At 55.0% G+C, this 23,962-nt stretch carries 22 protein-coding genes; 13 read left to right on the forward strand and 9 right to left on the reverse strand.

Annotated features, from left to right (window positions below):
• Window positions 1–136: 136 nt before the first annotated feature.
• From nagA to ACR0NE_RS18295, 4 genes are read right to left on the reverse strand one after another with little or no spacing between them, the layout of a single operon-like run.
• Complete coding sequence (gene nagA / locus ACR0NE_RS18280; protein WP_170595938.1) at window positions 137–1,270, reverse strand: N-acetylglucosamine-6-phosphate deacetylase; 1,134 nt, start codon at window positions 1,268–1,270, stop codon at window positions 137–139.
• On the reverse strand, window positions 1,267–2,295 hold the full coding sequence (locus ACR0NE_RS18285; protein WP_170595940.1) for an SIS domain-containing protein: 1,029 nt from the start codon (window positions 2,293–2,295) through the stop codon (window positions 1,267–1,269). The genes nagA and ACR0NE_RS18285 overlap by 4 nt, the downstream gene beginning before the upstream one ends.
• A gap of 12 nt (window positions 2,296–2,307) precedes the next feature.
• Window positions 2,308–3,063 carry a GntR family transcriptional regulator gene (locus tag ACR0NE_RS18290; RefSeq protein WP_170393434.1) on the reverse strand — a complete coding sequence of 252 codons (756 nt, stop codon included), beginning with the start codon at window positions 3,061–3,063 and terminating at the stop codon, window positions 2,308–2,310.
• A complete protein-coding gene (locus ACR0NE_RS18295) occupies window positions 3,050–3,937 on the reverse strand; it encodes a BadF/BadG/BcrA/BcrD ATPase family protein (protein ID WP_170595942.1) in 888 nt (295 codons plus the stop codon). Before ACR0NE_RS18295 ends, ACR0NE_RS18290 begins: the two co-directional genes overlap by 14 nt.
• A 159-nt stretch (window positions 3,938–4,096) precedes the next feature.
• Between ACR0NE_RS18295 and ACR0NE_RS18300 the strand changes: the two genes are divergently transcribed.
• The 13 genes from ACR0NE_RS18300 to ACR0NE_RS18360 all read left to right on the forward strand — a co-directional run bounded on the left by ACR0NE_RS18300 (window position 4,097) and on the right by ACR0NE_RS18360 (window position 15,190).
• A complete protein-coding gene (locus tag ACR0NE_RS18300; RefSeq protein WP_170595944.1) occupies window positions 4,097–5,020 on the forward strand; it encodes an N-acetylmuramic acid 6-phosphate etherase in 924 nt (307 codons plus the stop codon).
• Window positions 5,017–6,267 carry an ABC transporter substrate-binding protein gene (locus ACR0NE_RS18305; RefSeq protein ID WP_170393441.1) on the forward strand — a complete coding sequence of 417 codons (1,251 nt, stop codon included), beginning with the start codon at window positions 5,017–5,019 and terminating at the stop codon, window positions 6,265–6,267. The genes ACR0NE_RS18300 and ACR0NE_RS18305 overlap by 4 nt, the downstream gene beginning before the upstream one ends.
• Window positions 6,268–6,333: 66 nt before the next feature.
• Window positions 6,334–7,248, forward strand: a complete 915-nt coding sequence (locus tag ACR0NE_RS18310; protein WP_170421115.1) for a carbohydrate ABC transporter permease — start codon at window positions 6,334–6,336, stop codon at window positions 7,246–7,248.
• 10 nt (window positions 7,249–7,258) lie between these two features.
• The gene (locus ACR0NE_RS18315) at window positions 7,259–8,098 is read left to right on the forward strand and encodes a carbohydrate ABC transporter permease (protein WP_170595946.1); all 840 of its coding nucleotides are present in this window, start codon (window positions 7,259–7,261) and stop codon (window positions 8,096–8,098) included.
• Window positions 8,095–9,129 (forward strand): Gfo/Idh/MocA family protein, encoded by a 1,035-nt coding sequence (locus ACR0NE_RS18320; protein ID WP_170595948.1) that lies wholly within the window; start codon window positions 8,095–8,097, stop codon window positions 9,127–9,129. The genes ACR0NE_RS18315 and ACR0NE_RS18320 overlap by 4 nt, the downstream gene beginning before the upstream one ends.
• The gene (locus ACR0NE_RS18325) at window positions 9,126–10,121 is read left to right on the forward strand and encodes an ABC transporter ATP-binding protein (protein ID WP_170595950.1); all 996 of its coding nucleotides are present in this window, start codon (window positions 9,126–9,128) and stop codon (window positions 10,119–10,121) included. Before ACR0NE_RS18320 ends, ACR0NE_RS18325 begins: the two co-directional genes overlap by 4 nt.
• Window positions 10,122–10,325: 204 nt before the next feature.
• The gene (locus tag ACR0NE_RS18330; protein WP_170595952.1) at window positions 10,326–11,504 is read left to right on the forward strand and encodes a site-specific integrase; all 1,179 of its coding nucleotides are present in this window, start codon (window positions 10,326–10,328) and stop codon (window positions 11,502–11,504) included.
• Entirely contained in the window at window positions 11,501–12,118 is a 618-nt protein-coding gene (locus ACR0NE_RS18335; protein ID WP_170595953.1) for a hypothetical protein, read from the forward strand. Before ACR0NE_RS18330 ends, ACR0NE_RS18335 begins: the two co-directional genes overlap by 4 nt.
• A 77-nt stretch (window positions 12,119–12,195) precedes the next feature.
• The gene (locus ACR0NE_RS18340) at window positions 12,196–12,387 is read left to right on the forward strand and encodes an AlpA family phage regulatory protein (protein ID WP_170595956.1); all 192 of its coding nucleotides are present in this window, start codon (window positions 12,196–12,198) and stop codon (window positions 12,385–12,387) included.
• Between the two features lie 197 nt (window positions 12,388–12,584).
• Window positions 12,585–12,854, forward strand: a complete 270-nt coding sequence (locus tag ACR0NE_RS18345; protein ID WP_170595958.1) for a hypothetical protein — start codon at window positions 12,585–12,587, stop codon at window positions 12,852–12,854.
• A gap of 127 nt (window positions 12,855–12,981) precedes the next feature.
• Window positions 12,982–14,349 carry a hypothetical protein gene (locus tag ACR0NE_RS18350; RefSeq protein WP_170595964.1) on the forward strand — a complete coding sequence of 456 codons (1,368 nt, stop codon included), beginning with the start codon at window positions 12,982–12,984 and terminating at the stop codon, window positions 14,347–14,349.
• A 49-nt stretch (window positions 14,350–14,398) separates the two neighbouring features.
• Window positions 14,399–14,854 (forward strand): hypothetical protein, encoded by a 456-nt coding sequence (locus tag ACR0NE_RS18355; protein ID WP_170595966.1) that lies wholly within the window; start codon window positions 14,399–14,401, stop codon window positions 14,852–14,854.
• Between the two features lie 63 nt (window positions 14,855–14,917).
• Complete coding sequence (locus tag ACR0NE_RS18360; protein WP_170595968.1) at window positions 14,918–15,190, forward strand: hypothetical protein; 273 nt, start codon at window positions 14,918–14,920, stop codon at window positions 15,188–15,190.
• Window positions 15,191–15,270: 80 nt separating this feature from the next.
• Here ACR0NE_RS18360 and ACR0NE_RS18365 read toward each other — a convergent pair whose 3' ends face one another.
• From ACR0NE_RS18365 to hsdR, 5 genes are all read right to left on the reverse strand, one after another.
• Window positions 15,271–16,569, reverse strand: coding sequence for a Shedu immune nuclease family protein (locus ACR0NE_RS18365; RefSeq protein ID WP_170595970.1), 1,299 nt, complete (start codon window positions 16,567–16,569; stop codon window positions 15,271–15,273).
• Window positions 16,570–16,662: 93 nt separating this feature from the next.
• Entirely contained in the window at window positions 16,663–18,120 is a 1,458-nt protein-coding gene (locus ACR0NE_RS18370; RefSeq protein WP_170595972.1) for a restriction endonuclease subunit S, read from the reverse strand.
• On the reverse strand, window positions 18,117–19,043 hold the full coding sequence (locus ACR0NE_RS18375; protein WP_170595974.1) for a GIY-YIG nuclease family protein: 927 nt from the start codon (window positions 19,041–19,043) through the stop codon (window positions 18,117–18,119). The genes ACR0NE_RS18370 and ACR0NE_RS18375 overlap by 4 nt, the downstream gene beginning before the upstream one ends.
• On the reverse strand, window positions 19,040–20,515 hold the full coding sequence (locus ACR0NE_RS18380; protein ID WP_170595976.1) for an N-6 DNA methylase: 1,476 nt from the start codon (window positions 20,513–20,515) through the stop codon (window positions 19,040–19,042). Before ACR0NE_RS18380 ends, ACR0NE_RS18375 begins: the two co-directional genes overlap by 4 nt.
• The gene (hsdR, locus tag ACR0NE_RS18385) at window positions 20,512–23,865 is read right to left on the reverse strand and encodes a type I restriction-modification system endonuclease (protein ID WP_480459401.1); all 3,354 of its coding nucleotides are present in this window, start codon (window positions 23,863–23,865) and stop codon (window positions 20,512–20,514) included. Before hsdR ends, ACR0NE_RS18380 begins: the two co-directional genes overlap by 4 nt.
• Window positions 23,866–23,962 lie beyond the last annotated feature (97 nt).

Below are 23,962 nucleotides of genomic sequence, written 5' to 3' on the forward strand. Positions count from 1 at the left end.
CAATTATCTGATACATACAGACATTCCCAAACCACCAGACATTCCCAAACCACGTTCGCCTAAGGTCTTACACAACCGCTACAGTTGAGGCGAGATGCGAAAAACGCGGTGTTTCGCAATTTGTTGCAACACAAGGTTAAGCAACTGCCGGACGGGCCTGCGACAAATCCGGAGAAATGCGAATGGCCTGCGAGATCAAGTTCAGGCGCGCGATTGAGCGCTGGGAAATGATATCCGCCGGAATGCGTGTGGCCGCTGCCAAGGCGTCCGTCAGTGAAACGCCGACATCCGTTGTCAACACGCGCAGCGCGGTGGTCAGGTTCAGATCGGCCCCGGCCAGGGTTCCATCCGGTAAGGTCAGCCTGCTGTTTTCACGTTGGATGACACGCCCTTCCAACTTGAATTCCTGCAGATCCGTTCCAGCAACGGCCATCGCGTCGCTCACCAGAAACAGATGCCCCGGCCCCTGTTTAGCTGCAAAGGCGGCGCGCATCGTCTGCGGGTGAACATGGATTGCATCCGCTATCAATCCGGCAGACATCGCACCGCTGGACAAGACTGCGCCAACCAGCCCCGGTTCGCGGTTGCCCAACTGACTCATCGCGTTAAACAAATGGGTGGCGCAGTGCGCGCCCGCCTGTGCGTAAGCCACGCAGGTTTGAAACTCGGCATCACTGTGCCCCAACGACACGATGACCCCCGCCTTGCTGAGCGTTTCGACCTGAGCAATCGTGACACTTTCAGGCGCAAGTGTGACCATCAATGCAGGCAACGCCCCTGCCGCTTCTATCAGCTGTGCAAGATCAGCGTCCTGCATCCGGCGGATCAGCCCGCCGTCATGCGCGCCCTTGCGTCGCACCGAGAGATGCGGCCCCTCAAGATGCAAGCCGACAATCCCCTGAACTCCGCGCTGAATGGCCTGAGAAGCAGCAGAAATGGCAGCCGTTGTCTTTTCGGGCGTGTCCGTGATCAGCGTCGGAAGGATCGACGTCGCGCCAAGCTTGCGATGAGCCGCCGCAATACGCTGTAATGTCTCGACCGATGGATCGTCGTTGAACATGACGCCTCCGCCGCCATTCACCTGCAAATCTACATAGCCGGGGCTTAAAATATCGCCCGACAGATCCTTAACCATCTCATCCGAAGGCAACTCGGCTTCGGGCAAAATACTGTCGAGCAGCCCGCCGACGAAACGGGCGGCGTGGCCGTCCTTCAGGGTTTTACCATCAAAGATAAGCCCGCCCGCGAAGGTGATCGTCGCATCGGTCATACCGTCTCCGTCACTTTCCGCAGGTGACGCGGTGCATCGGGATTGATGCCCCGGCGCGTGGCCACAGTTTCGACCATACCGTAGAACGAAGCGATTGAGGCTACCGGATCTGTCATCCAGTGCGTGGTGCGGACATGTGGTAGCCTCACGGCATCAGACACCTGATTGGTCGTTGCGAAGACTTTTGCGCCCTTAGCTGCGAGCGCATCGGCGATTTCGGCGATGTTGGCCTCAGCCGCGTCTCCGGACGAGAACGCAATCACCGGAAAGCCCAGATCCACGATCGAAACCGGGCCATGCAGAACTTCGGCCGAGGAATAGCTTTCCGCATGAATCTGGCAGGTTTCCTTGAATTTCAGCGCCGCCTCATTCGAAATTGCCCAGGACATCCCACGTCCCAAAGTGAACAGGGATTGGCCATCGACTGCCTCGACCACCGCACTCCAATCGCAGGTGATCGCCCGCGATAAATCTTCCGGCAATTTGTGAATTGCAGCCAGCAAAGTGTCATCACCCTTTACCTCGGCCAGCAACCAAAGCCCGGCGACCAGAGAGGTGACGAAAGTCTTGGTGGCAGCCACGCTAAGCTCGGGGCCTGCAAGGATGGGCAGAGCCGAGGTGGCGTTCTGGGCCAGTGCAGACGTGGTATCGTTCGTGATCGCCACCGAATACGCGCCGCCTTCTGTCAGGGACTTCGTCAGCTGTACGATGTCGGGGCTTTGACCCGATTGGGAAACCGAAATACACAGCGCCCCGGGGCATCGCATATCGACCCCGTAGATCGATTTCACGCTCGGCCCAACCGAGGCCATGGGCAGGCCCAGCAGCAGTTCCGAAGCGTATTTCAGATAGCTGCAGGCATGGTCCGACGAACCTCGCGCAACCGAAATCAGGAAGCTGGGATCGTGCGCGCGGATCGCGCTTGCGGTCTTTGTAATCGCCGTGGTCCCATCAGTGAGAAGCCGATCAACGGCAAAAGGTATCTCATTGATTTCCTGCCGCATTTGAGTTGTATCGCTGGACATGAGCCCCGCCTTTCAGGTTGACAGACGCAGCTCTGCTACGAAATCGTAGGCATCGCCGTGATAGATGGATCGGGTCAGTTCAGCAACGCGCCCGCTTTCTAGATACGAGGTCCGCTGAATGCGCAGCCCCGCCGTACCTTCAGCAACGTCCAGCAATCCAGCCTCGGTTGCTTCGAGATTGATGGCCGAGATTTTCTGGATCGCACGCACCGGGCGATTGCCCGAGTGTTCGAGAAAGGCGTAGAGCGATCCGGTAACCTCAGTCGGGTTAGGTAATATATCCAGCGGCAACGCCGCGCGTTCCAGCGCCATCGGTCGCCCGCCAGCCGCGCGCAGACGATGAATGCGGGCGACCTGATCACTCGCCGATAGGCCCAGCGCCAGCATTTCATCAGGTGACGGCAGGAATATTCCGCGCTCCAACCAGGTTGATGTCGTTTCAAAACCGCGCCTCTCCATGTCTTCGGTAAACGAGGTCAGGTGCGACAGCGACTGCTCAACCCGTGCAACCGCTTGACGCACGAATGACCCCGAGCCTTGCCGCTGTTCAATCGCGCCTTTGCGCACAAGTTCCTGAATCGCCTTGCGGACCGTCACCCGCGACAGGTCCGTCAGTTCGGCAATCTCGCGCTCGGGCGGAAGCGAACTGTTCGGGGCCAGAATACCCTCTTCGATCCCCTGCTCCAGCCGCTGCCGCAACTGCACGTAACGCGGACCGGCAGTCTGACCCAGCCAACCCTCGGGCCGCAGGAAGTCAGCAACGCTCATGTCGGGTCTCCTTTTGAAAGGCGTGGGCCAACGCGATGGCACCGGATAACGGATCACCTAGTGGGGCGGTCAATTCCAGTTGCATTGGCGCAGGCAGAAATTCCGCATATTGCGGGCCGATGCCGCCGGTCAGGCAGATCGAAAGGCCGGGCAACCAGCCCATCGCCAACATCTGATCCGCCAAATACTGCGCACTATCCTCCATGATCGACAGCGCAAGCGCATCCCCTTGCTTTGCGTGTTGCGTGACAACAGGCGCCAGCGCTCCGAACTCGGTAGGCGACATCTTGGAGGCGGCCCTGACAATCCCAGCAGCGCCATCAAAACGCGACAACAGGCTGTCCGCCAATTCAGACGCAGGCTTCAGAGCGTCCACACAGTCAAGCGTACGGGCCAAAGCCTGCCGCCCAACCCATTGCGCCGAGGCCTGATCTCCGAGAACAGGTCCCCAGCCCCCGGCAAATGACCTGCGATCCCCATTCTGGACCGCCAGAAAAGAACCCGTTCCGCAATGCGCTACGAAACCGTCTTTCGAACCCAACGCACCACGTAATGCGGCGGGCCTGTCATCTTCAATCAGAACATGGTCAAATGGCAGCTTTTCTGCCAGCCGATCAGCCAGCGCGCGCCCCGTGATACCGGCCAGCCCCAAGTAGGCTGGCGCACGAGCGATTTGAGTTGCCTCTAGTCCGGCACGTCGGGCCAAAGCAGCAATTCCGTGCATCAACTCAGCGCAGGCTGCGTCAAAATCGGTTGATACATTTGCCGCACCAACCTCGACACACTGAACCGCAGAGCCGTCTGAAACAGCAAGACGGCAGCGTGTTCCACCGCCATCAGCGGCCAGCACAATGGTATCAGAAGGGCGACTCATGGGGATACCTTTATAATACCTATTTCTAATTTTGAAGACCAAATTCCACAATAATGCAGTAATAGTTGTCTAAATCTTGAAAATTGTGGGCGTAAAAATAAAATGGTAGACTAATGGTATCTAAAAGGTATGATATTCAAAATCTCGGGGGAGAATCACGTGACCAAGCCAGTTACCGAACAGCTACATCAAGACGCGATCGGACTTGACGCCCGACCGCTGATTGAAGTGGCCGAGCTGCTGGCCCGCTCGCAAGCCGACGCTGCCGCTGCCCCGCTTTCCTCGCTGCCCACCCTCTGCGCAGGCGCAAAAGCTATGGCGCAATCCATCCGATCGGGCGGGGTTTTGCGCTATTTGGCGGCAGGCTCTTCCGGCTTGATGGCCGCCTCGGATGCGCTGGAACTCGGGGGAACTTTTTCGATACCAGCCCGCCAGATTCGCATCCACATGGCAGGTGGATTGCCCTCAGGAGTTGAGATGCCGGGAGATGTCGAAGATGCCACCGACAGCCTTGCCCGAGATCTGGCCGATCTTTCTGCCAAAGACACCTTGATCACCGTCTCGGCCAGCGGAACCACACCGTACACAACCGCTGCAGCGCGGATCGCGCGGGACAGAGGCGCCACAGTTATCGGCATTGCCAATAACGGGGGCACCGAACTGTTGCAGCTTTCTGACCATCCAATCCTGCTTTCGACACCACCTGAACTGATCTCGGGCTCTACCCGCATGGGCGCTGGTACAGCGCAGAAAATCGCACTGAACATGCTTTCGACGCTGATGGCGATGGAGCTGGGGCATATTCAGGACGGCATGATGATCAATTTGCGCGCTGACAATGACAAGCTACGCGCCCGAGCCAACGGGATCGTCTGTCAGTTGACCGGCGTTTCCTCGGCGCAGGCTACAAAGGCGTTGACTGCGGCAGAGGGCAACCTCAAATGCGCGGCCCTTTTGGCTGTAGGCGCAGGGTCCCTGGACGCGGCGCAAGCAATGCTAAGCAACACCGACGATCACCTCCGCCCTGCGCTGGAGCGGATGAAACAAAACCAAGAAACCATCAACCTGGGAGATATCAAATGACACGCAAAGTTCTTAGCCTTGCCTTGATGAGCACGGCGCTGGTCACAAGCGCCTATGCGCAAGAGGCCACTTTGACCATCGAAAGTTGGCGAAACGACGATCTGGCGTTGTGGCAGGAAAAGATCATTCCGGCGTTCGAGGCCGAGAATCCCGGCATCAAAGTGATCTTCTCGCCCTCAGCACCGGCAGAATACAACGCTGTCTTGAACTCGAAGCTCGAGGCCGGTTCGGCTGGCGATCTGATTACCTGCCGTCCGTTTGATGCCTCGCTTGCGCTATACGAGTCGGGGCACCTGACCGATCTGTCTGATCTTGAGGCCATGGGAAACTTCTCGGACGTGGCCAAATCTGCGTGGCAAACCGATGACGGTTCGGCCAGTTTCTGCGTCCCGATGGCGTCAGTGATTCACGGCTTCATCTACAACAAAGATGCGTTCAATGAGTTGGGCATCGAAGTTCCAACTACCGAAGCTGAGTTCTTTGCCGCCCTCGATAAGATCAAGGAAGACGGTACCTATATCCCGATGGCGATGGGCACCAATGACCAGTGGGAAGCCGCAACGATGGGCTATAACAATATCGGCCCGAACTACTGGAAAGGTGAAGAAGGCCGTCAGGCGCTGATCAAGGGCGAGCAGAAGCTGACCGACCCCCAGTGGGTCGCCCCGTATGCGACACTGGCCAAGTGGGCGGACTACCTCGGCGACGGGTATGAGGCACAGACCTATCCCGACAGCCAGAACCTGTTCACCCTGGGTCGTGCAGCGGTCTATCCAGCAGGCAGCTGGGAAATCTCGGGCTTCAACACGCAGGCCGATTTCGAAATGGGCGCCTTTAAGCCACCGGTCCAGAACGCGGGCGATACCTGCTATATTTCGGACCACACCGATATCGGCATAGGCATGAACGCGGCGAGCGAAAACCAAGAAGCTGCGCGCACTTTCCTGGCTTGGGTCGCAAGCCCGGAATTCGCCAGCATCTTCGGTAACGCCCTACCCGGCTTCTTCCCGCTGTCCAGCACTCCGGTCGAGTTGGAAGACCCACTGGCCAAGGAAATCGTCGGTTGGCGAGATGAGTGCGAAAGCACGATCCGCTCGACCTACCAAATCCTGTCGCGCGGCACACCGAACCTCGAAAACGAGACTTGGGGTGCATCCGTTGCAGCCATCAAGGGTGCCGAGACACCCGAAGCGCTGGGTCAGCAACTGCAAGACGGTCTGGCCAGCTGGTACGCACCGCATCAGTAACACCTAGGCCACTCACACCGGACGCGGCTACCGCGTCGCGTCCGGACCTTTCCCCCGGAGATTCCCATGCAGACCCGCCGCATACGCTGGCACATTGCCGTTTTCCTCGCCCCTGCGGTGCTGGTCTACACGGCAGTGATGATCTTCCCCTTGTTCAACACACTGCGCCTCGCACTGTTCACCGAGGTTGATCAGACACGTATCTACGTGGGCTTGCAGAATTTTCGCACCCTGTTCTTTGATCCGATCTGGTCCGAGCAGTTCTGGAACGCTTTGGGCAACAACTTCTGGTTCTTCCTGATCCACATGCTGGTTCAGAACCCCATCGGTATCGCTTTGGCCGCGCTTTTGTCGCATCCACGCTTGCGGTTTGCCGCGCTCTATCGGTCCGCAATTTTCATTCCGACCATTCTGAGCTTTGTGATCGTCGGTTTCGCGTGGAAGCTGATATTGTCCCCGCTTTGGGGCATCGCACCTTCAATGCTGGACGCCATTGGTCTGAAGTCGCTGTTTGCACCATGGCTGGGCAAGGAAGAATACGCGCTGACAACACTGGCACTTGTCTCGGTCTGGCAATTCGTCGGCATCCCGATGATGTTGATCTACGCCGCTCTGCTGTCGATCCCCGAAGAGATCCTTGAAGCCGGAGAAATAGACGGCATCACCGGTGCTTCGGCGTTCTGGAAGATCAAGCTGCCGTTGATCATTCCCTCGATTGGCATCATCTCGATCCTGACATTCGTCGGCAATTTCAACGCGTTCGACCTGATCTATGTCTCGCAGGGCGCGCTGGCGGGGCCGGATTTCTCGACCGACATCCTTGGTACCTTCATGTACCGCACGTTCTTCGGCTTCCAACTGCAATTGGGCGACCCGCATATGGGCTCCGCCATCGCTGGCGCGATGTTCGCCATCATTCTCGTGGGTGTCTGCATCTACCTCTTCGGCATCCAGACCCGGATGCGCCGGTATCAACTGTGAGGATAGCCGGATGAACAAAGCACGCCGTAACCCGCTGAACACGGCCGCCATGCATGGGGCGCTGATCCTCTACACGTTGATCGCCCTCTTCCCGGTCTTCGTGATCATCATCAACAGCTTCAAAACCCGACGCTCGATTTTCCGCGAGCCACTCGCCCTGCCCGATGCCGAAAGCTTCTCGCTGATCGGTTACCAGACGGTGATGAAACAAGGGGATTTCTTCCTTTATTTCCAAAACTCGCTGATCGTGACCGTGGTGTCGCTGGCCTTCGTTCTGCTGTTCGGCGCCATGGCCGCCTTTGCCCTGAGCGAATACAAATTCAAGGGCAACACTCTGATGGGCCTCTATCTGGCGCTTGGGATTATGATCCCGATCCGCATCGGCACCGTGGCGATACTTGAGATGATGGTGGCAACCGGTTTGGTGAACACCCTTTGGGCCCTGATCCTTGTCTATACCGCGCAAGGTCTGCCGCTGGCGGTGTTCATCCTGTCTGAATTCATGCGGCAAGTCTCGGACGATCTGAAGAACGCAGGCCGCGTCGATGGGCTGTCCGAATACACCATATTCTTCCGATTGGTTCTACCGCTGGTACGCCCCGCCATGGCGACCGTGGCCGTGTTCAACATGATCCCCATCTGGAACGACCTCTGGTTCCCGCTGATCCTTGCCCCGGCCGAGGAAACCAAAACACTGACGCTGGGCAGCCAGGTCTTTATCGGCCAGTTCGTCACCGACTGGAACGCGGTTCTGTCGGCGCTCAGCATGGCGATCCTGCCGGTGCTGGTGCTCTATGTCATCTTCTCGCGCCAACTGATCCGCGGCATCACTTCAGGAGCTGTGAAATGACCAAAGTTCTGATCGCCGGCCTCGGCAATATGGGGCTGAGCCACGCTTTGGCCCACCACAACCACCTGGACGCGCAGATTGTTGGGTTGGTGAACCGATCCGGTCGCGTCGACCATCCTGACCTGTCAGGCTATCCGGCTTATTCAGATTTTCAGGCAGCTCTGACTGAAACCAACCCGGATCTGGTGGTTGTGGCGACCTACTCCGACAGCCACGCCGATTTCGCCTGCGCGGCGATGGAGGCCGGGGCGCATGTATTTGTCGAAAAGCCGCTAGCGACCACTGTGGCAGATGCCAAGCGTGTTGTCGAAAAGGCCATTGAGACCAACCGCAAACTGGTGATCGGTTACATCCTGCGACACCATCCTTCGTGGATGCGCCTGATTTCCGAGGCGCGCGACCTCGGCGGGCCGTATGTGTTCCGCCTGAACCTCAACCAGCAAAGCAGCGGGGCCGAGTGGGAAACACACAAAGCTCTGATGCAGACCACCTCGCCCATCGTCGATTGCGGTGTGCATTATGTCGACGTGATGTGTCAGATCACTGACTCCGACCCCGTGCGAGTCCACGGCATGGGCCTGCGCCTAAGCGATGAGATCGCCGAAGACATGTACAACTACGGCCAGTTTCAGGTGGTCTTCGAGGATGGCTCGGTCGGCTGGTATGAGGCCGGTTGGGGCCCGATGATGTCCGAAACCGCGTTCTTCGTGAAAGACATCGTGTCGCCCAACGGCTCGGTCTCGATCACCGATGGAAACAAGGGCGCATCCGCCGATATCGACGGACACACCAAGGTTGGCGGCCTTCTGGTCCATCGCCCCGATGGCGACCAGAAAATCGACATGCCGGATGAACCCGGTCATCAGGAGCTCTGCGATGCCGAACAAGCCTATATGCTGCGCGCCATCGCCGAGGACATCGACCTGACCCGCCATATGAACGACGCCGTGCAATCGCTGGCCATCTGTCTAGCTGCCGATGAAAGCATCCGCACTGGCCAACCCATTTCGCTGAAAGAGGCACGCACATGACCGCCCTGACGCTGACAAACGTGAACAAGTCCTTCGGCACTGTCGAGGTACTGAAAGATATTAACATCGAAGTCGAAGACGGAGAATTCGTCGTCTTCGTCGGCCCCTCCGGCTGCGGCAAGTCCACCCTGCTACGCGTGATCGCGGGGCTGGAGGACGTGACCTCAGGCGAAGTGCGCATTGGTGGAGAGCTAATGAACCTCACCCCACCCTCCAAACGCGGCATCGCCATGGTGTTCCAAAGCTACGCGCTCTATCCCCACCTGAATGTGCGCAAGAACATGTCGCTGGCACTGAAACAGGAAGGACAGAGCAAGCAGGTCATCGAAGAACGCGTCGCCAAGGCCAGCAAGATGCTGAACCTTGAGCCCTATATCGACCGTTACCCCTCAGAACTGTCAGGCGGCCAGCGCCAACGCGTCGCGATCGGCCGCGCCATTGTACGCGAACCCAAACTGTTCTTGTTCGACGAGCCCTTGTCCAATTTGGACGCCGCCCTGCGTATGAATACGCGACTGGAAATCGCCAACCTGCATCAGCAGCTCGATGCATCGATGATCTACGTCACTCACGACCAGACCGAGGCGATGACACTCGCTGACAAGATCGTCGTCCTGCGCGACGGGCGCGTTGAACAGGTTGGCAGCCCGATGGAGCTATATAATAACCCCGCCAACCAGTTCGTCGCGGGTTTCCTTGGCGCTCCGTCGATGAATTTCTTCCCCGCTAGCGTGATCGGCGACAGCGCAGACACAACGTTGGGTATCCGCCCAGAGGATCTGTATTTATCCGACGAAGGCCCCCTGACCGCGAACGTGACTCATGTTGAGCATCTGGGCGGAGACACAAACGTGATCGCGATGATGAAAGACCACCAGATCACCGCGCGCCTGTTCGGCCAGCATCAGGTCAACGCTGGTGAATCCGTCCATTTCGGCTACGCCCAGGATCGAACCTATCGCTTCAACCAACAGGGTGCCCGTCTCACCTGACAATTTCGGGTAACGATTTCAGGATGTTGGTGCGGTCGAGATGCATTGAAATATCGTTGCACCGTATTTCTTCTTGTCCCCCTACATCCCTCATTGTGGAGGAACTTACACAAGAACAGTGCTTTGCGGGTACTTTACTGTTTCCCTTTGGCTGCAAGTGTTTCACTGTGTCCCTGTATATTGGGTGGACATGAAGGTGGATTGATGCCCGCATTGAACAAGCTCACGGCAATCAAGATAAAGACGGCACCTCCCGGAAAATACAACGACGGTGGCGGGCTTTGGCTGCACAAACGCGCCGATGGCGGCGGGCAATGGTTTCTGCGGGTCCAAATCCACGGCCGACGACGCGAAATGGGTCTTGGCTCATTTACGGAAGTGGGCCTGAAAGAAGCCCGTAACAGTGCCGAGCGATGGCGTAAGGTCGCCCGTAGTGGCAAAGACCCAATTAAAGAGCGACAGCGTTTGCTCCGAGCGGCGGCCAAAGCGGACCACACTTTGGGAACAGTTGCAGAGGAAGCCTATGAGGCCCGCAAGGCCGAATTGAAAAACGACGGAAAAGCAGGGCGTTGGTTCTCGCCGTTAGCTCTTCATGTGTTGCCCAAGCTTGGCAAAGTTCCCATTGAAGAAATCGACCAGCAAGACATCAAGAACACACTAGCTCCGATTTGGCATTCAAAAGGTGAAACCGCTCAGAAGGCCATGAGCAGGCTCGGCATTGTAATGCAATATGGCGCGGCAATGGGCCTCGACGTTGACATGCAAGCCACTACAAAAGCCAAAGCTCTTCTGGGAAAATCTAGACAAAAAAGGAAGCATATCCCCGCAATGCCGTGGCCCAAGGTACCCGAGTTTTTTGAAAGCCTCGACGAAGGTTCGATCACCCACCTTGCGCTACGCCTCCTCATTCTGACGGCCGTTCGCTCCACTCCGATCAGGTTTTGTCATTTGGATGAGCTTGATGGAGACACATGGGTCATTCCGGCGGAACGGATGAAAATGGAAAAAGAGTTTCGCGTCCCGCTATCCACCGAAGCCAAATCAGTGATCGAACAGGCCAAACCGTTCGCCCGTGGCGGCTTTCTTTTCCCCAGCACCCACAAAGGCGTCATATCGGATGCCACCATGTCTCAGTTGATGAAAAGACGTAATTTGAAGGCTCGTCCCCACGGGTTTCGATCAAGTTTTCGCACATGGTGCGCTGAAGCAACCGACACGCCACGCGACATTGCCGAAATGGCTTTAGCTCATTCCGTCGGAGGCAAAGTGGAACTGTCATATCGACGGACTGATTACTTGGAGAAGCGGCGTATTCTCATGGAACGCTGGGCGCAACATGTAACTGGCCAACAATCAGTAATCTTGCAACTGGTTGCACCATGAACGCTAAGAAATCGCGGATTACAATCCAAAAAGAGATCATAGCGGAAGATGCCATGTCGAGGAAATCTCGGCTCACAATATCTTTCCCCACCGATATTGGAGATGGGTTGGATGCAGTGCTCCAAGACATTCAAAAACTCAGTGAAAACCACGCACCGCGCTCGATTTCCAGCGCGAAAAAGCGGTTGGACGAAATGCCCCCGCCAGCGGCTGACGACTTATCAGCGAACGATTTTTGCGAACGAGCGCAAGGAGCATTGGACGCCGCCGGAGAGGCAATAACGAATGTTCCAAAAAAGTATCACGAAGCAATTTCTCACGCACTGAACCAAGCATTCCTTGCTGGTAGTTTATTGACTGAAGAGTTTTTGCGGAGCGGTCACCTAAATGACGTTGAACGGGAAGCAGCACAAAAGGAAGCGCGGCGTAAAGGCGGCGAAAGCAAGCGTGGGCAGGTGAAGAAAGACACATCCGAGATAGTCCGTGTAATGCAGGAACTAATCTTTAATGGGAAAAGCAAGTCGAGCGCTGCCGCTTTAGCTCTGAAGCGCGGGCTTGGTACCAGCGTCGACGCCAATAGAAAAATCTACGACTACCACATCAAAAGAAAATAACTGGAGGTTTGCTCTCCACTGCTCCGTCGAGCGTCTGTTTGTTGGTCTCGAAGAAACGCCGAGACACGGAAAATAACATGCAGAACCAAATACGCTACAGCACAGCCAAAGAAATTCTGGCGAAATATCCGATCAGCCGCACTACCCTCTATCGCCTTATAGAAAAGGGTGAATTCCCTCCGCCGGTGAAATTTGGCAGTCGCTCGTACTGGAAGAGCGATGAGATTGAAGAAGCCGTTAAAGCCCTTGAAGACAAACGCTTCAACTAAGAAGCCCGCCCCGGCGAACCGGGAACGGGCTGTCTCAATCTAACCAATTGAAGAATAGCACTTTCCGGCTCCGGTGGCAAACCGAGAGACCCAAAATGCCTTGCAAAGACACCCAACATTCCGATCTCGTTCGGTCACGCCCGGACCGGTGCAACCAGTTGCACGAAAACAAGAAAACCAACGACACGCCGTCGTGTATGTCGCGCCGCGAAACGCTAGACAACTATGCCTATGAAATCGTCCGTGTAGACCGTTTCCGCATCATCAGTTGCAAAGACAACTTCCAGTGGATCATTCAGAAGCAGAACTCCGGGGCGCGGTCTAAAGCCCGCATCACATGGAAAGCCGTTAGTTACCACCGGAACCGCAGTTCGCTGCTCCGCGTGTGGCGCAACAAAACGAAAATGGATGCACCCAGCGAGGCCTTGATGCTGCCGGAGCGTTATTCCCAATTCAAGCGGGTTTAACGGGGCGAACCAAAGCCCCCATCCATTCCCGTGCAACCAGTTGCAACTATCTACCCTGCTTCCCGCGAGCGCCGCGCGTTTAATCGCTTTGCCCTCGCAGCAAATCCAAACAACCGAAGATCAAGCGATGCAGCCCAACGACCATCAAAATTCTTGCACCTCCGGCAACATGCCTTGGCGTTTGGAGAAGCAAGCCCTGTACCAGATTTATTCGCAGCAAGTCCGAAAGCTGATGGCGGGGCGGAAAGCGGGTAAGCGCCGTCATACCCTGCAACGCGGTTTTTTTCGGCACCCGGACGTGAAGCAGGCAGCCATTCTCAAAGCTACCAAAGGGAAGATCGGTCGAGAACAAGCCTATACTCTGGCCCAGCAGGTTAACCCATACGCCGAGCAAGAACATGCGGTGGCAACATACCCGATAACAAAAGCCAGCGGTGGTAAACGAAACATTTGCATCATGCCGCCGGTACTGTCTGCAACGCACAAGATCATCAATAGCGCAATGGACGCCGAGTTCGTTCGGCACCCGTCACTGTTTGGTGTCAAGCATTATGGCCGAGACCATGCAGCGGTTCACATCCAACAACTGCAACGCGAAGGATACCGCAATCTTTGGCAAACCGACATTGAAGACTGCTTTGACAGCTTCAACTTAGACGCGCTGTACGACTTGCCGCTCCCCAATCGGATAATCGCCAATGTTCTAGATACTCGTAACACACGTTTTTCGTTCCAAGCACATTCCTCGAAACATGAAGCCAAGAAAGGGGCTTCGCCGGAAACGCCAGATGCGGCAACGCCGGAGAACTACATGGTACGGGATCATGCTCCTATTGGTTCCTATACCGATGATATTGTTTGCAACACCAGAGGGCCTTCGGGACTTATGCAAGGCTCTCCGGCTTCAAGCGCCATTTTGGCGTGGCACCTGAACAACGTTCTCAATGACTTACCTCGTATTGACGACGTTCGGGTGATCGTGTGCTTTGACAACCTTTTGGTTGCCAGCCGCACCGAGGAAGGCAGCCGGACGATTAGGGATACCTTGGCCGACAGCTTGGGTCGGTGCCCTTTCGGTCCTCTGACGTTGCATAGTCCGACATCCGCTGACCCGGATTACGACTTAGAGTTCCTTGGCTATTCTCACCCGACTGATGGCTCGACCATCGGCATTGGCCACAAGGCCCGCGAGCGGTTGATGCGACACCTCAATGCCCTCGAACAAAAGTTTGAAAACGGCAAGTTTGCCGACCCTGAGTTAGAGACCTTCAAGGTGTGGTGCACACTGCTCGACTTTACGTCCGGTTATTCCAGCGCGACTGATATGGCGGCGGAAATGGCCGAATTCGTTGCCACATCGTCGTGGATACCTGAAACGTCAAACAACCCCATGTTGATGCACATGCATTGGCGTCTGTTTGGCCAATGGGACCCATTGGATGAGACATTTTTCAAGACGGCAAGAAGTATGAGAAGAGGGCATAAAAATGATTGATAACAGACAGTTATTGTTTTCCGAACCGACTACGTTGGTATGGTTCCTCATGAAGAGAGATGTCCTTTTGAAGACGATTGAAACCCTTACCGAAGACCAGCCCATGACCACTATGCTGGAGCATTTCCTCCAAATCGGCGTCGGCTTCGGAAACGCTTGGTATAGAAGTCAAAAAGAGCATTGGCTGCGCTGGCTGAAGGAATATGACACCCCCGGCGTTTATGGTCGCAAACCAAACTCTGGCCGGTCCTGCCAGTTCATCTACAATCAGCTTCAGTGCCCCCCGATGGTGTTTTGGCTGGGTGAGGCCCTTGAAGTGCCAAATACTGCTCTGAGGGCAGCCTACGTGGCTGCTACAGAGGCCCGACCCCATTATGGACCGCAGACAGCCGCCATCCGCCGCGAAATCCCGTGGCAAATGCTTGAGACACGTATCCATCTGTTGTCAGAGGGAAATGCAACCCGTTGCAACGGTCATGCCGAAGTGACCGTGCCCAGCGCGTAGATTGCAACGGGTTGCAACCATCGAGCCCAATTACAGCACGAAAGATCATGGAGGAAAACTAATATGGCATTCTGGACCGTTGTCGCCGCGTTTGGATACCTACTTGCCGGGGCATATCTTTGGAGGTTGGTCTTTCTCAGAGACCTCTCGACGTCGGAACAATCAAATTGCCGAACTGATGAAGAATTGGAAACCCTGCGCGAAGATCAGCGTTTTCTGCTCGCAGGTGAACAATCCGGCGATCTTGCGGTTCTTCTATGCAGGGCTGTCTTCATAGTAGCCTGGCCGTTCTTTGTCCTGTATGGCTTCATCAACGCGCGGGTACTCGGCAACTAAGATAGTTGCAAGTGTCACAATCTGTCATGCGTTTGCGCCCGCCTTGGTAAAGCTTTGTAAGCCCGTTGTTGAGACCACCCTCAGCTAGCACTCGTCAGGCTGGTCGTCTGCAAATAGTGCAACAAGTTTTTTAGCATCGCCAACACTTCATCAAATGTGACGATGCGGACACCGTGGGAGTTCTTTCGATACATCTGAAACGAACGTCGTTGGTCTGTCTCGCTAGGCATGGTGCCGACGATTAGCACACAATCGATCTCGTAGTCGGCAACTTCGTCATCACCATGCCAATCATTGTCAGACTTGTGCAGCGCAAACCGCCGGACAAAGTGATAGCGCTGATCAAGCACCTGTGTCACGCCACCAGTAAGCTCATCGTGTGGGTTAAAAACGCCATCTCGGTACTTCTTCAAAAGCGGAGATTGGGGTTTCTTAATCTCGACAAGAGCAGCGTTGTTGTTGACACTATTCTTGTACAAAAAGTCACCGATTTTTTCGCCTTTACCATCTATTCGGCGTCCTCCGACATATGACTGACCGTTGACACAAACTAGGGGATAACCAAAAGCAAACGACAGTAGGAACGGGTCATCTTCAAAAAATTTCTGCCACTTGTTCTCATTGTGGTTCTTGGCAATCAAATCTTCAAACTCTCTGACAGCCATCTCCAATCGGGTCAGTTCAAGTTCTGAGATAAGTTGCTCCGTCGCTTCCGGCGCTTGCTGAGCGAAAGTACGGGCTGAGCGCCCAAGCTCAGTGACCAATTCTTTCTGTGCATCTGGGTCGCGATAGTCCGGGTCAGCCGCATACTTCTGGATCAACTGCCGAATTTCGTTACGGCCTAACCGAAATGGGCGCGACTCGGCCCCCACAACTGCGGCAATAGTATTGAATGCCGTCGTTGCCTTTACCTCATTTTCGGCCACTTGAGCACGACGATCAATTCGATCGATCTCCGTGACTAGGTTTTCAAAGTCGTCCAACGATAGCTTGAATTCGTCTTCCAACGGATCGCCTTCGCCGATGTAAAGAACATCCTTGTCTGTGTGCTCAGCAACCGCATCCAAAACAAAACGATACTCTTTTTTCATCCCCAACCCAAAGTTCGGGTCACGGGTAAGGCCATCCGGTTGGAAGTCTAGGGCAGCATCTGCGTCATTCTCATTCGGGTTTGGGGTGGAAAGGAACCAATCAAAAGAGATCGCCTTGATTTTCTTATGCTTGGGCGTGTACGACCCATCTGGCTCTGGTCTTGTAAAGATCGGAAAGAGCCGCACGCGCTCGTTCGCTGTATCAAGGATATACAGGACTACCGGCTCGATATTATCGGTAAATGAGCTAAGGCCCGCTTCCTCAATTCGCTCTTCGGAGGGCTTCATGAACACATCCCAAGTGCCTGGTAAACTGCCCGGTTTTACGGTGATCTCTGGGATGCCTTCGATACGTTGCCCAGGTATGTGCCTTGCCATGATTTATACCTCAACCTTCTTCCTGCGCCCGCGTTTGGGTTTAGGTTTGGTGCGGCGTTCTTCTCTTATGCAGTTGAGTAAAACGCTAGCGGGTTCGTCCGTAGGGTCTTGGGGGACAAGCTCGCCTGCGAAGGCTTTGGCGAAGATGCGTTGATCAAGCCGGTCGGTGAGTTTCAGGGCCTTCTCGGCTTCGGCGGCGAGGCGGTCAATCTTGGCGAAGGCGGCTTCGATCCGGTGGACTATTTCGCATTGTTCTTCAAACGAAGGTATTGGAAATCCAAGCGCTTTGATATCTTGCAGGTGCAAGTTCTTGATAGTGGAACCAGTGATCTCCGCGCTAATGTTTATTGATCTAACCCAGTTTTCGAGGGCGTATGCAAGAAAGTTCGGGGCGAGCTTGGGAGAAGCGGGTCGGATCATTGCAACACTAACGAAAAGGCTGAAATCTGGAACTTCTCGTAAGACTGCGAGCCTTCCAATAGTGCCGCTCTTCGTAATCAGCACGTCGCCGGTTTTCGGCGCACAGCGTTTCGACAGTTCTGCATGCTCTTCGTTAGAAATGTACTTACACGCATCGAAATAGACTTTCCCATTTCGAACGTCCTTTACAGAAATAAAGGGAACGCCGTCGTCGACATAGGTCGGCGTGTGGTGCGTGCCATCAACGATAACACTGCACAAGTCTTGTCCGCGTTCAAAACCCCAGTCTAATGGAACACTCTCAGGCGGAACAAGATTTCTTGTTGGCTGTTTCGAGCGACGTACAGAGATGCAATTTTCTTTGCACTCGCCCACGATCTTTACCGCCGTTGTTTCGGGCGTTGGATTTTTTAATCTCCAATCAACTGTATAGACGCCAGACAGAGCCGCCTGAAGTACCTGGGTTCTATACCGCTCCACCAGCTTCGCGATGGCAGTGAAGTGGGCACGGGCTGTGGAGGTGCGGGCGCTGAGGGTGTCGAGCTTCCTCACAATCCGCCTTTGCTCGCGGAGTGGGGGGAGCGGGATCGGGTGCTTCTCAAGGTAGGTTTTTGGCACACGCCGTTGACCGACAGCACCGGTCATGTGAGCTTCTGCATCTTTGCGGAAATCAACTTGGCGAACAAACCTCCAGATATAGTCAGGCAATATCCCGCCTTCGGGGCGCAACACGTGAAATTCAGTTGAGCCACAAGCGAGCCCGTTGGTGAGATCAGACGCTACGGCGGATTTTCCGTTCTCCATACACGGCGTAATTTTGGCAAAGATCACATCGCCATCCTGAAAATGCGTATAGCCCTTCCAGATTTCTGAAAGCGGTCGATCTTGAGGGGTTTCGATTGAACCGCGCTCATCAGATACGGCCGGCATCGGGACAAAAGACACGTGTTGATCCCGGTCTGTTTCTGGATCGTGCTTTGGGTTGAAGGTGCAAATCTCGGCCAAGCCGGGAGAAGCCCACCCCTTCGGAAGCTCACTCATTCCGCCGCCTCCTGCTTGGCGGCCTGCGCCTGTTGCCAATCGTGATAGGTCTGCTTGGAGCCTTTAACCTTCCACTCATGACGCCCGTTGCTGCTACGGTCATAAACAATTGCTGCTGCGGCTGACGGGCTTCTGAACGACCACGACTTAGCAAACTTCACTTTGCCTTCTCCGCATGGCACAAGCACGCCATCGGCAACTAGCTCTTTTTTCAACTCGGTATAGCTGTGTTGGGTATAGCCCGTTTCATTTCTAGCCTCAGACCCTTCCAGCACGATGAACTCGCCGTCTTCTTCCACCGCCGTTGCCTGGATCCCGCTTTTGTGGCGAATTTCAAACTGGACATCGCCTTTGGTTCGCTCTTCCACCGGCTTCGCAGCTTGCGCTACCGCTCGGGGCTGCGGTTTGAGCATGTCCAGCCCAATCACCGGTAGGATGATCCGTAGGTTGGCCAAAAATTGCTCCATATTCGCCACGTCCGCCTCAGGCAGTCTGCGGCGACTGGTGTCGGGTTGGGTTCCGTTGTCTAGCGCCACTCGGCCCGCCTGCGCCGTCAACTCGATCAGTCGCGCTTCCAGGTACTCTGCGTGACCCTTGGACAGGTCATCATCACTGGTAGTCACCGCGATGGCCGTTTCCCAGAACTCGCGCTTTTCAGCGCTTTGCTTAATCCGCTCACGCACGGAATTGGCCGAGCCAATATAGACGCGGGTCATACCTTGTTTTTCTGGGTCAGGGCCAGTCAAGACATAAGCGCCGGTGCGGTCAACCTCGTCACGGCTGGTGAGATTGGCGAATGTGGATTGGCTGGAGACAAGTACAACACCAGTCCAGCCGTGGATCGTCGCCTTGCGTAGGCCGGTGGGTTTGCCATCGACTAGGAACAGCTGGATGGTGCGCCCAAAGGTTTCGCCTGTGCTCATTCTGCGGCCTCGACGACTGGGGTGTCTTCCAGTTCTTCGCTGAGCGCTTCGATCTCGCCCAAGGCGGCGCGGAGGTGGCTCATGATCGCGGCGGCAATTTCGTCCGGCTCGGTCATATCGTCCTCGGGATCGCCGCTTTCATCGCGCAGCCATGTCCAATCGAGATTGTCACCGCGTTCAGTGATCTGTTCACGGGTGAGCTTGCGCCAACGGCTTTCCTCACCCTGCTCCTGACGATCAGAGTAGCCGGAGGGATCTGGGCCAAAAAGACTTTCGAACTCCTCGAAGTGCTGGCGCGTCAGCGGGTTGGTTTTGCCGAAGGACTGCATATTCGTACGGAGGTCGTAGAACCAAACATCGCTAGTGGCCTGCTGCCCGTGATTGGCTGGATATACCTTATCCGTAACGCGGGTGAAGAAGAGCACGTTGGTCTTAACCCCTTGGGCATAGAAAATCCCGGTCGGCAGACGCAAGATGGTGTGCAGACTACAGTTCGCCATCAAAAAGCGTCGCAGTTCAGTGCCTAAGCCGTCGCCAAACAGGATGTTGTCCGGCATGACAATCGCGCAACGCCCGCCCTTTTTAAGGTTGCGAACGGCATGTTCGAGGAATGGCATGGGGCCGACACGTTCGCCCGCAGTTAAAGTGAAATCTGGGCGGTTCACATTGCCCGACATCTTGTTGAACGGTGGATTGGTGAGGATCACATCGGCTTCGCCAAGTGTTTCCCCCTGTGGCGCGCAGCTATCTTCACATCCTACGAGGCTTTCGATCCCGTGTAGCAGCATGTTCATGACGCACAGACGGTGGGTGTCGGGCACCCATTCGTGCCCTCGAAAAGCAAGACGGCGTTGGAAATTGCCCTGTTCTTCGGAAAGCGTGAACAGATCGTCGGTGGCATCCTTGATCGTACGATCAGCGGCAATGAGGAAACCGCCTGTACCAGCAGCAGGGTCTTGGATGATCTCGCCGGGTTGCGGCTTGACCACGCGGATGATGCTATCGATCAAGGCGCGAGGTGTGAAGTATTGTCCGGCCTTGGACTTCGTGGCCGAAGTCGTCTTTTCCAAAAGACCTTCATAGAGATCACCCAAACCATCTTCACGGGCCGTGAACCAATCAAGCTTGTCGATGTTGGTTGTCAGTGTCTTGAGGTCTTTGGGCAAGCGGATGTGCGTCATTGCGTCGGTAAAGATCGCTAGCGTCACCGGGTCAGTCGTATTTTTGGGGTTACCCAGTTCCAGCAACATCGACTTATAGTATTCGAGTTGATCACCGCCCTCCGTCGTTGCTAGTTTTCGCCAAGAATGCCCGTTTGGCAGTCGGCTTTCCTGACCGGTTTCCTCCAGCATCTTCAAAAACAGCAGGTAAGTCAGTTCGTTAACGTAGTTTGCGTACGACACCCCAGCCGACTGGAGCGTTTTGCATTCACGCCAAAGCTTGGCGACGATTTCAGCGGTATTCGGGTTCATGCGCTCACTTTCCAGAGTTCTTCATTAAAGTCGTGGAGGATGGTTTCCAACTGACCGTTGAACACCAGATTGAGGCGCTTAAAGCCCCCCTGCGCTGCAAAGGTGCCTTGGTCGATGCTGTCACGGTCCACGACAATTTCTTTTGTGATTTGTTCGGCGATACGTCGCAACCAAGTCTTTTGCGGGTCTGTCCACCTTGCCTTTGCTAGGATCGCCTTTGTAGCGAATTGCACGCGTGTTTCAAATGGTATCAGAGGGTCACCCAACGCCGCTTGCCTGACGAAACCGATGATTGAAGCGGCTATATCTTCGTTTGATGCATCATTCCACGCGCGTCGAAGACTGGTTTCAGAAAAGCCCATCTTATCCAGTTCAAGGCGCAGGTTTCGCAACTCGGTCCGCGTGAGTTCCCTAGGCCGTTGTACCACGACTGAAAGTGCTGCGATTTTGTTCTGGTTGTTCTTCACGAAGGACGTGAAGGTATCCAAGAAATCCTCCGGTTTCTCATAGTCGCCGTACCCGGTTGTTACGGCCTCCATGCTGTCTTCATGGTGCGAGATCGGCACGAGGTTTGGTCCAGACCCGTCAGGGTCCCAATCAAGTATTTTGCCCAAACCTGCAAACCGCTTGGCATATTCAGCGGCCTGCTCAGAGCTGTGGTTCTTCAAACGGTCCCGCAGCTCCTCTGCGGTCTCCCCCGTCAAATCTCTTACCGCATCCGCTACCTTGCTAGGTAACTTTCTGAGTTTGCGGTGGAGCTTCGCCAGCACCTGATCGCGCACCAGCTCACGCTGGTCCTCTTCAACAACCGACGCTAGCTCATCAAAAAGCTGTTCGAACGTGAGCTTGGGGTTGCTGGCCACAGGTTTCATCTTTGTTAGGTCTTGAAGCGAGGCATAGAGGTCCACGGCATCGAAAATACGAAAAACCTCCTTCTCGATATCATCGCACCGGCGGGTGGCCCGACCCAACATTTGCTCATATAGAATACGGCTATTCACGCGCCGAATAAAAACGAGATTGGTGATCTTTGGCACATCGATTCCAGTGGTCAACAGATCAACGGTAACTGCAATCTGCGGAAACGCGTCGTTTCGGAACGAGCGGATCAAGGCCCCAACTTTGTCTACGCTGCCTGTGATCTTTCGAATGGCAGCATCTTCAATCGAACCGTATTGCGCCGCGAATGCCTTTTTCAGTTCATGCACGACGATATCCGCGTGGGCGTCCGTGGCCGCGAACACCAAAGTCTTTCCATCCAGATTTGGATCGATGTGTCTTGCCAGTTCCTCCGCGACGACCTGATTAAAAGGCTGTGTGATCACTCGCTTGTTAAATGCTTCCACCTGGAAATTCAGTTCGTCTGGCGTGGTAACGCTGTCGACCTCTCCCGTTTGACTGTCAAGAACTTCCACATCTTCTCCGGCCTCAAAGGTGATACCCGCCTTACTAAGGGCCGTCTGAAAACGAACCGGAGGTTCATGGTCGATCAGCCAGCCGTCCACCACCGCTTCTCGATAAGTATAGGTATAAATTGGATCGCCAAAGATCTGTGCTGTGTGGAGTGCGGGCGTAGCTGTAAGCCCGATCTTAACCGCATCGAAATACTCCAAAACGCGCCGATACTTCGAGACATAGTCATCTTGGCTTCTAAAGCTCAATTCAGCATCCGACATTTCCCGGTCGAGCAAGTAGCCACGATGGCATTCGTCAATCACCATCAGGTCGTATTGACCAATCGGTGGAACATCTGTGGGGTCGGAGTTATAAAGAACACGTTTCACCAACCCTTGGATTGTGCAAATGTGCACACGTGTTTCGGGATCAGGTTTGACGTCTTCAAGCCCCTTCATGCCAAACAGCTGCCCAAAGGTTTTCGGCCCCTCAATCGCAGTGCTCATAAATTCATCACTGGTCTGAGTGCCTAGCGCGGACCTATCCACAACGAAGCAGACGCGACGGAAACGTTTCGTGGCCAACAGTCTATAAAGCATGGCAATGGCTAGCTTGGTCTTGCCGGTTCCTGTCGCCATAGCCACCAGCATTTCGCGTTTTTCTGAACTAAGTGTATTCTCAACTGCTTGGATTGCAGCCTTCTGGTACGGGCGCAATTGGAAACCAAAGTCGAAGGAACGGGCCTCCAAAGCAGCCTGCGCCTTGTCCTTCTCGACTTCCAGCATGGAAATCAATTCGTCGGGTGAGAACCATCCCATGAGGGCGCGACGTAGGTTCTGCGACAGCCTTACGTCTCGAAACCAAATTCCACTCTCGGTTTCAACCTGTTTCAGGAAGGGCCGTCCGTTTGTTGAAAAAACAAATGGGACATGGAACTCTTCTGTCCATTTTAACTTGTTTCCTGTCCACTCAAATCCTCTTGAGTACCTTTCGGCCTGATCTATCGCCGCCGACACGTTTTTTCGATACCGCTTTGCTTCAACAATACCAACGCAGTATTCTCCAACAAAAAGGGCGTAATCAGCAGGACCGGATTTAGTTGGCCACTCGGCAATTGCTACGTTTCGCCCTTTCGCGGGCCGAATACCTTTGCTGTACCGAATTTCGGAACTGTCTGCCTCCCACCCGCGATCTCTAAGCTGCTGATCTATCAGTGCACGTGTAGATTGTTCGTCTAGGTCTATAGCCGAAACTGCTACATTGGCAGCTTCTACGAACTCAGCTCGCAGCGTCGCCGATTGTCCTTGCACCTGTGCGGCCAGTTCTTGCAGCTGTTTGTCGGCATCCTGCGCCAAAGCCTCCCAAGTCTGACGCTCGGAAAGTTCACGTTGATGCCTCGCCTCGGCGCTTTCAGCGTCCAGAAGAGCCTGTCTTTTTTGCTCTTCCGCTCTTTGCACAGCGGTCAGTGCATCGTCACGCTCACGCCGCAGCCGCTCAAGTTCCTTCACAAGCTCTTCTGTTGATGACTGAGGGGCACGCGGGGGGACAAACGGGCCAGGCGAGAACTCTCGATCCTTTGTGGTGGCACGAAGATGCCAAACTCCGAGCTGAACTGACATCTTTAAACATGTCAGTGCTTGACGGTGATCACCCTGACCCTCATGAACCGCAATGTTGCCAAGCTTTCTGATGTGGTGAAGCACATCCAGCACACGGTCAGGCGCGGCCCTATCATATTTTAGCCTACGCAGCAGATCGACTTGAGTATCTGCGTCAACTAAGTCAACGCCCACTAGCACGGCGTGTCGTCGGGCAAGACGTTCGCCGAATTGCCGAAGCTTAATCAAGCTTGTGCTGGGGTCTTCTTGAAAATAGCTCTCGGCAAGTCGGCCTAAATTGGCAAGTTCACCGTCTAGCTTATCCAAAAAATCGAAATTACTTTGCATCTGATCCATTGCACAATTTCTGCGATAGTCGAGATCGAAACGCAATGGACCAAATGATGTTGGGACTGTGTTAAGCCACATGAAGGTCGCGAGCACCTAATAAGTG

This window comes from Ruegeria sp. C9, assembly GCF_056537585.1.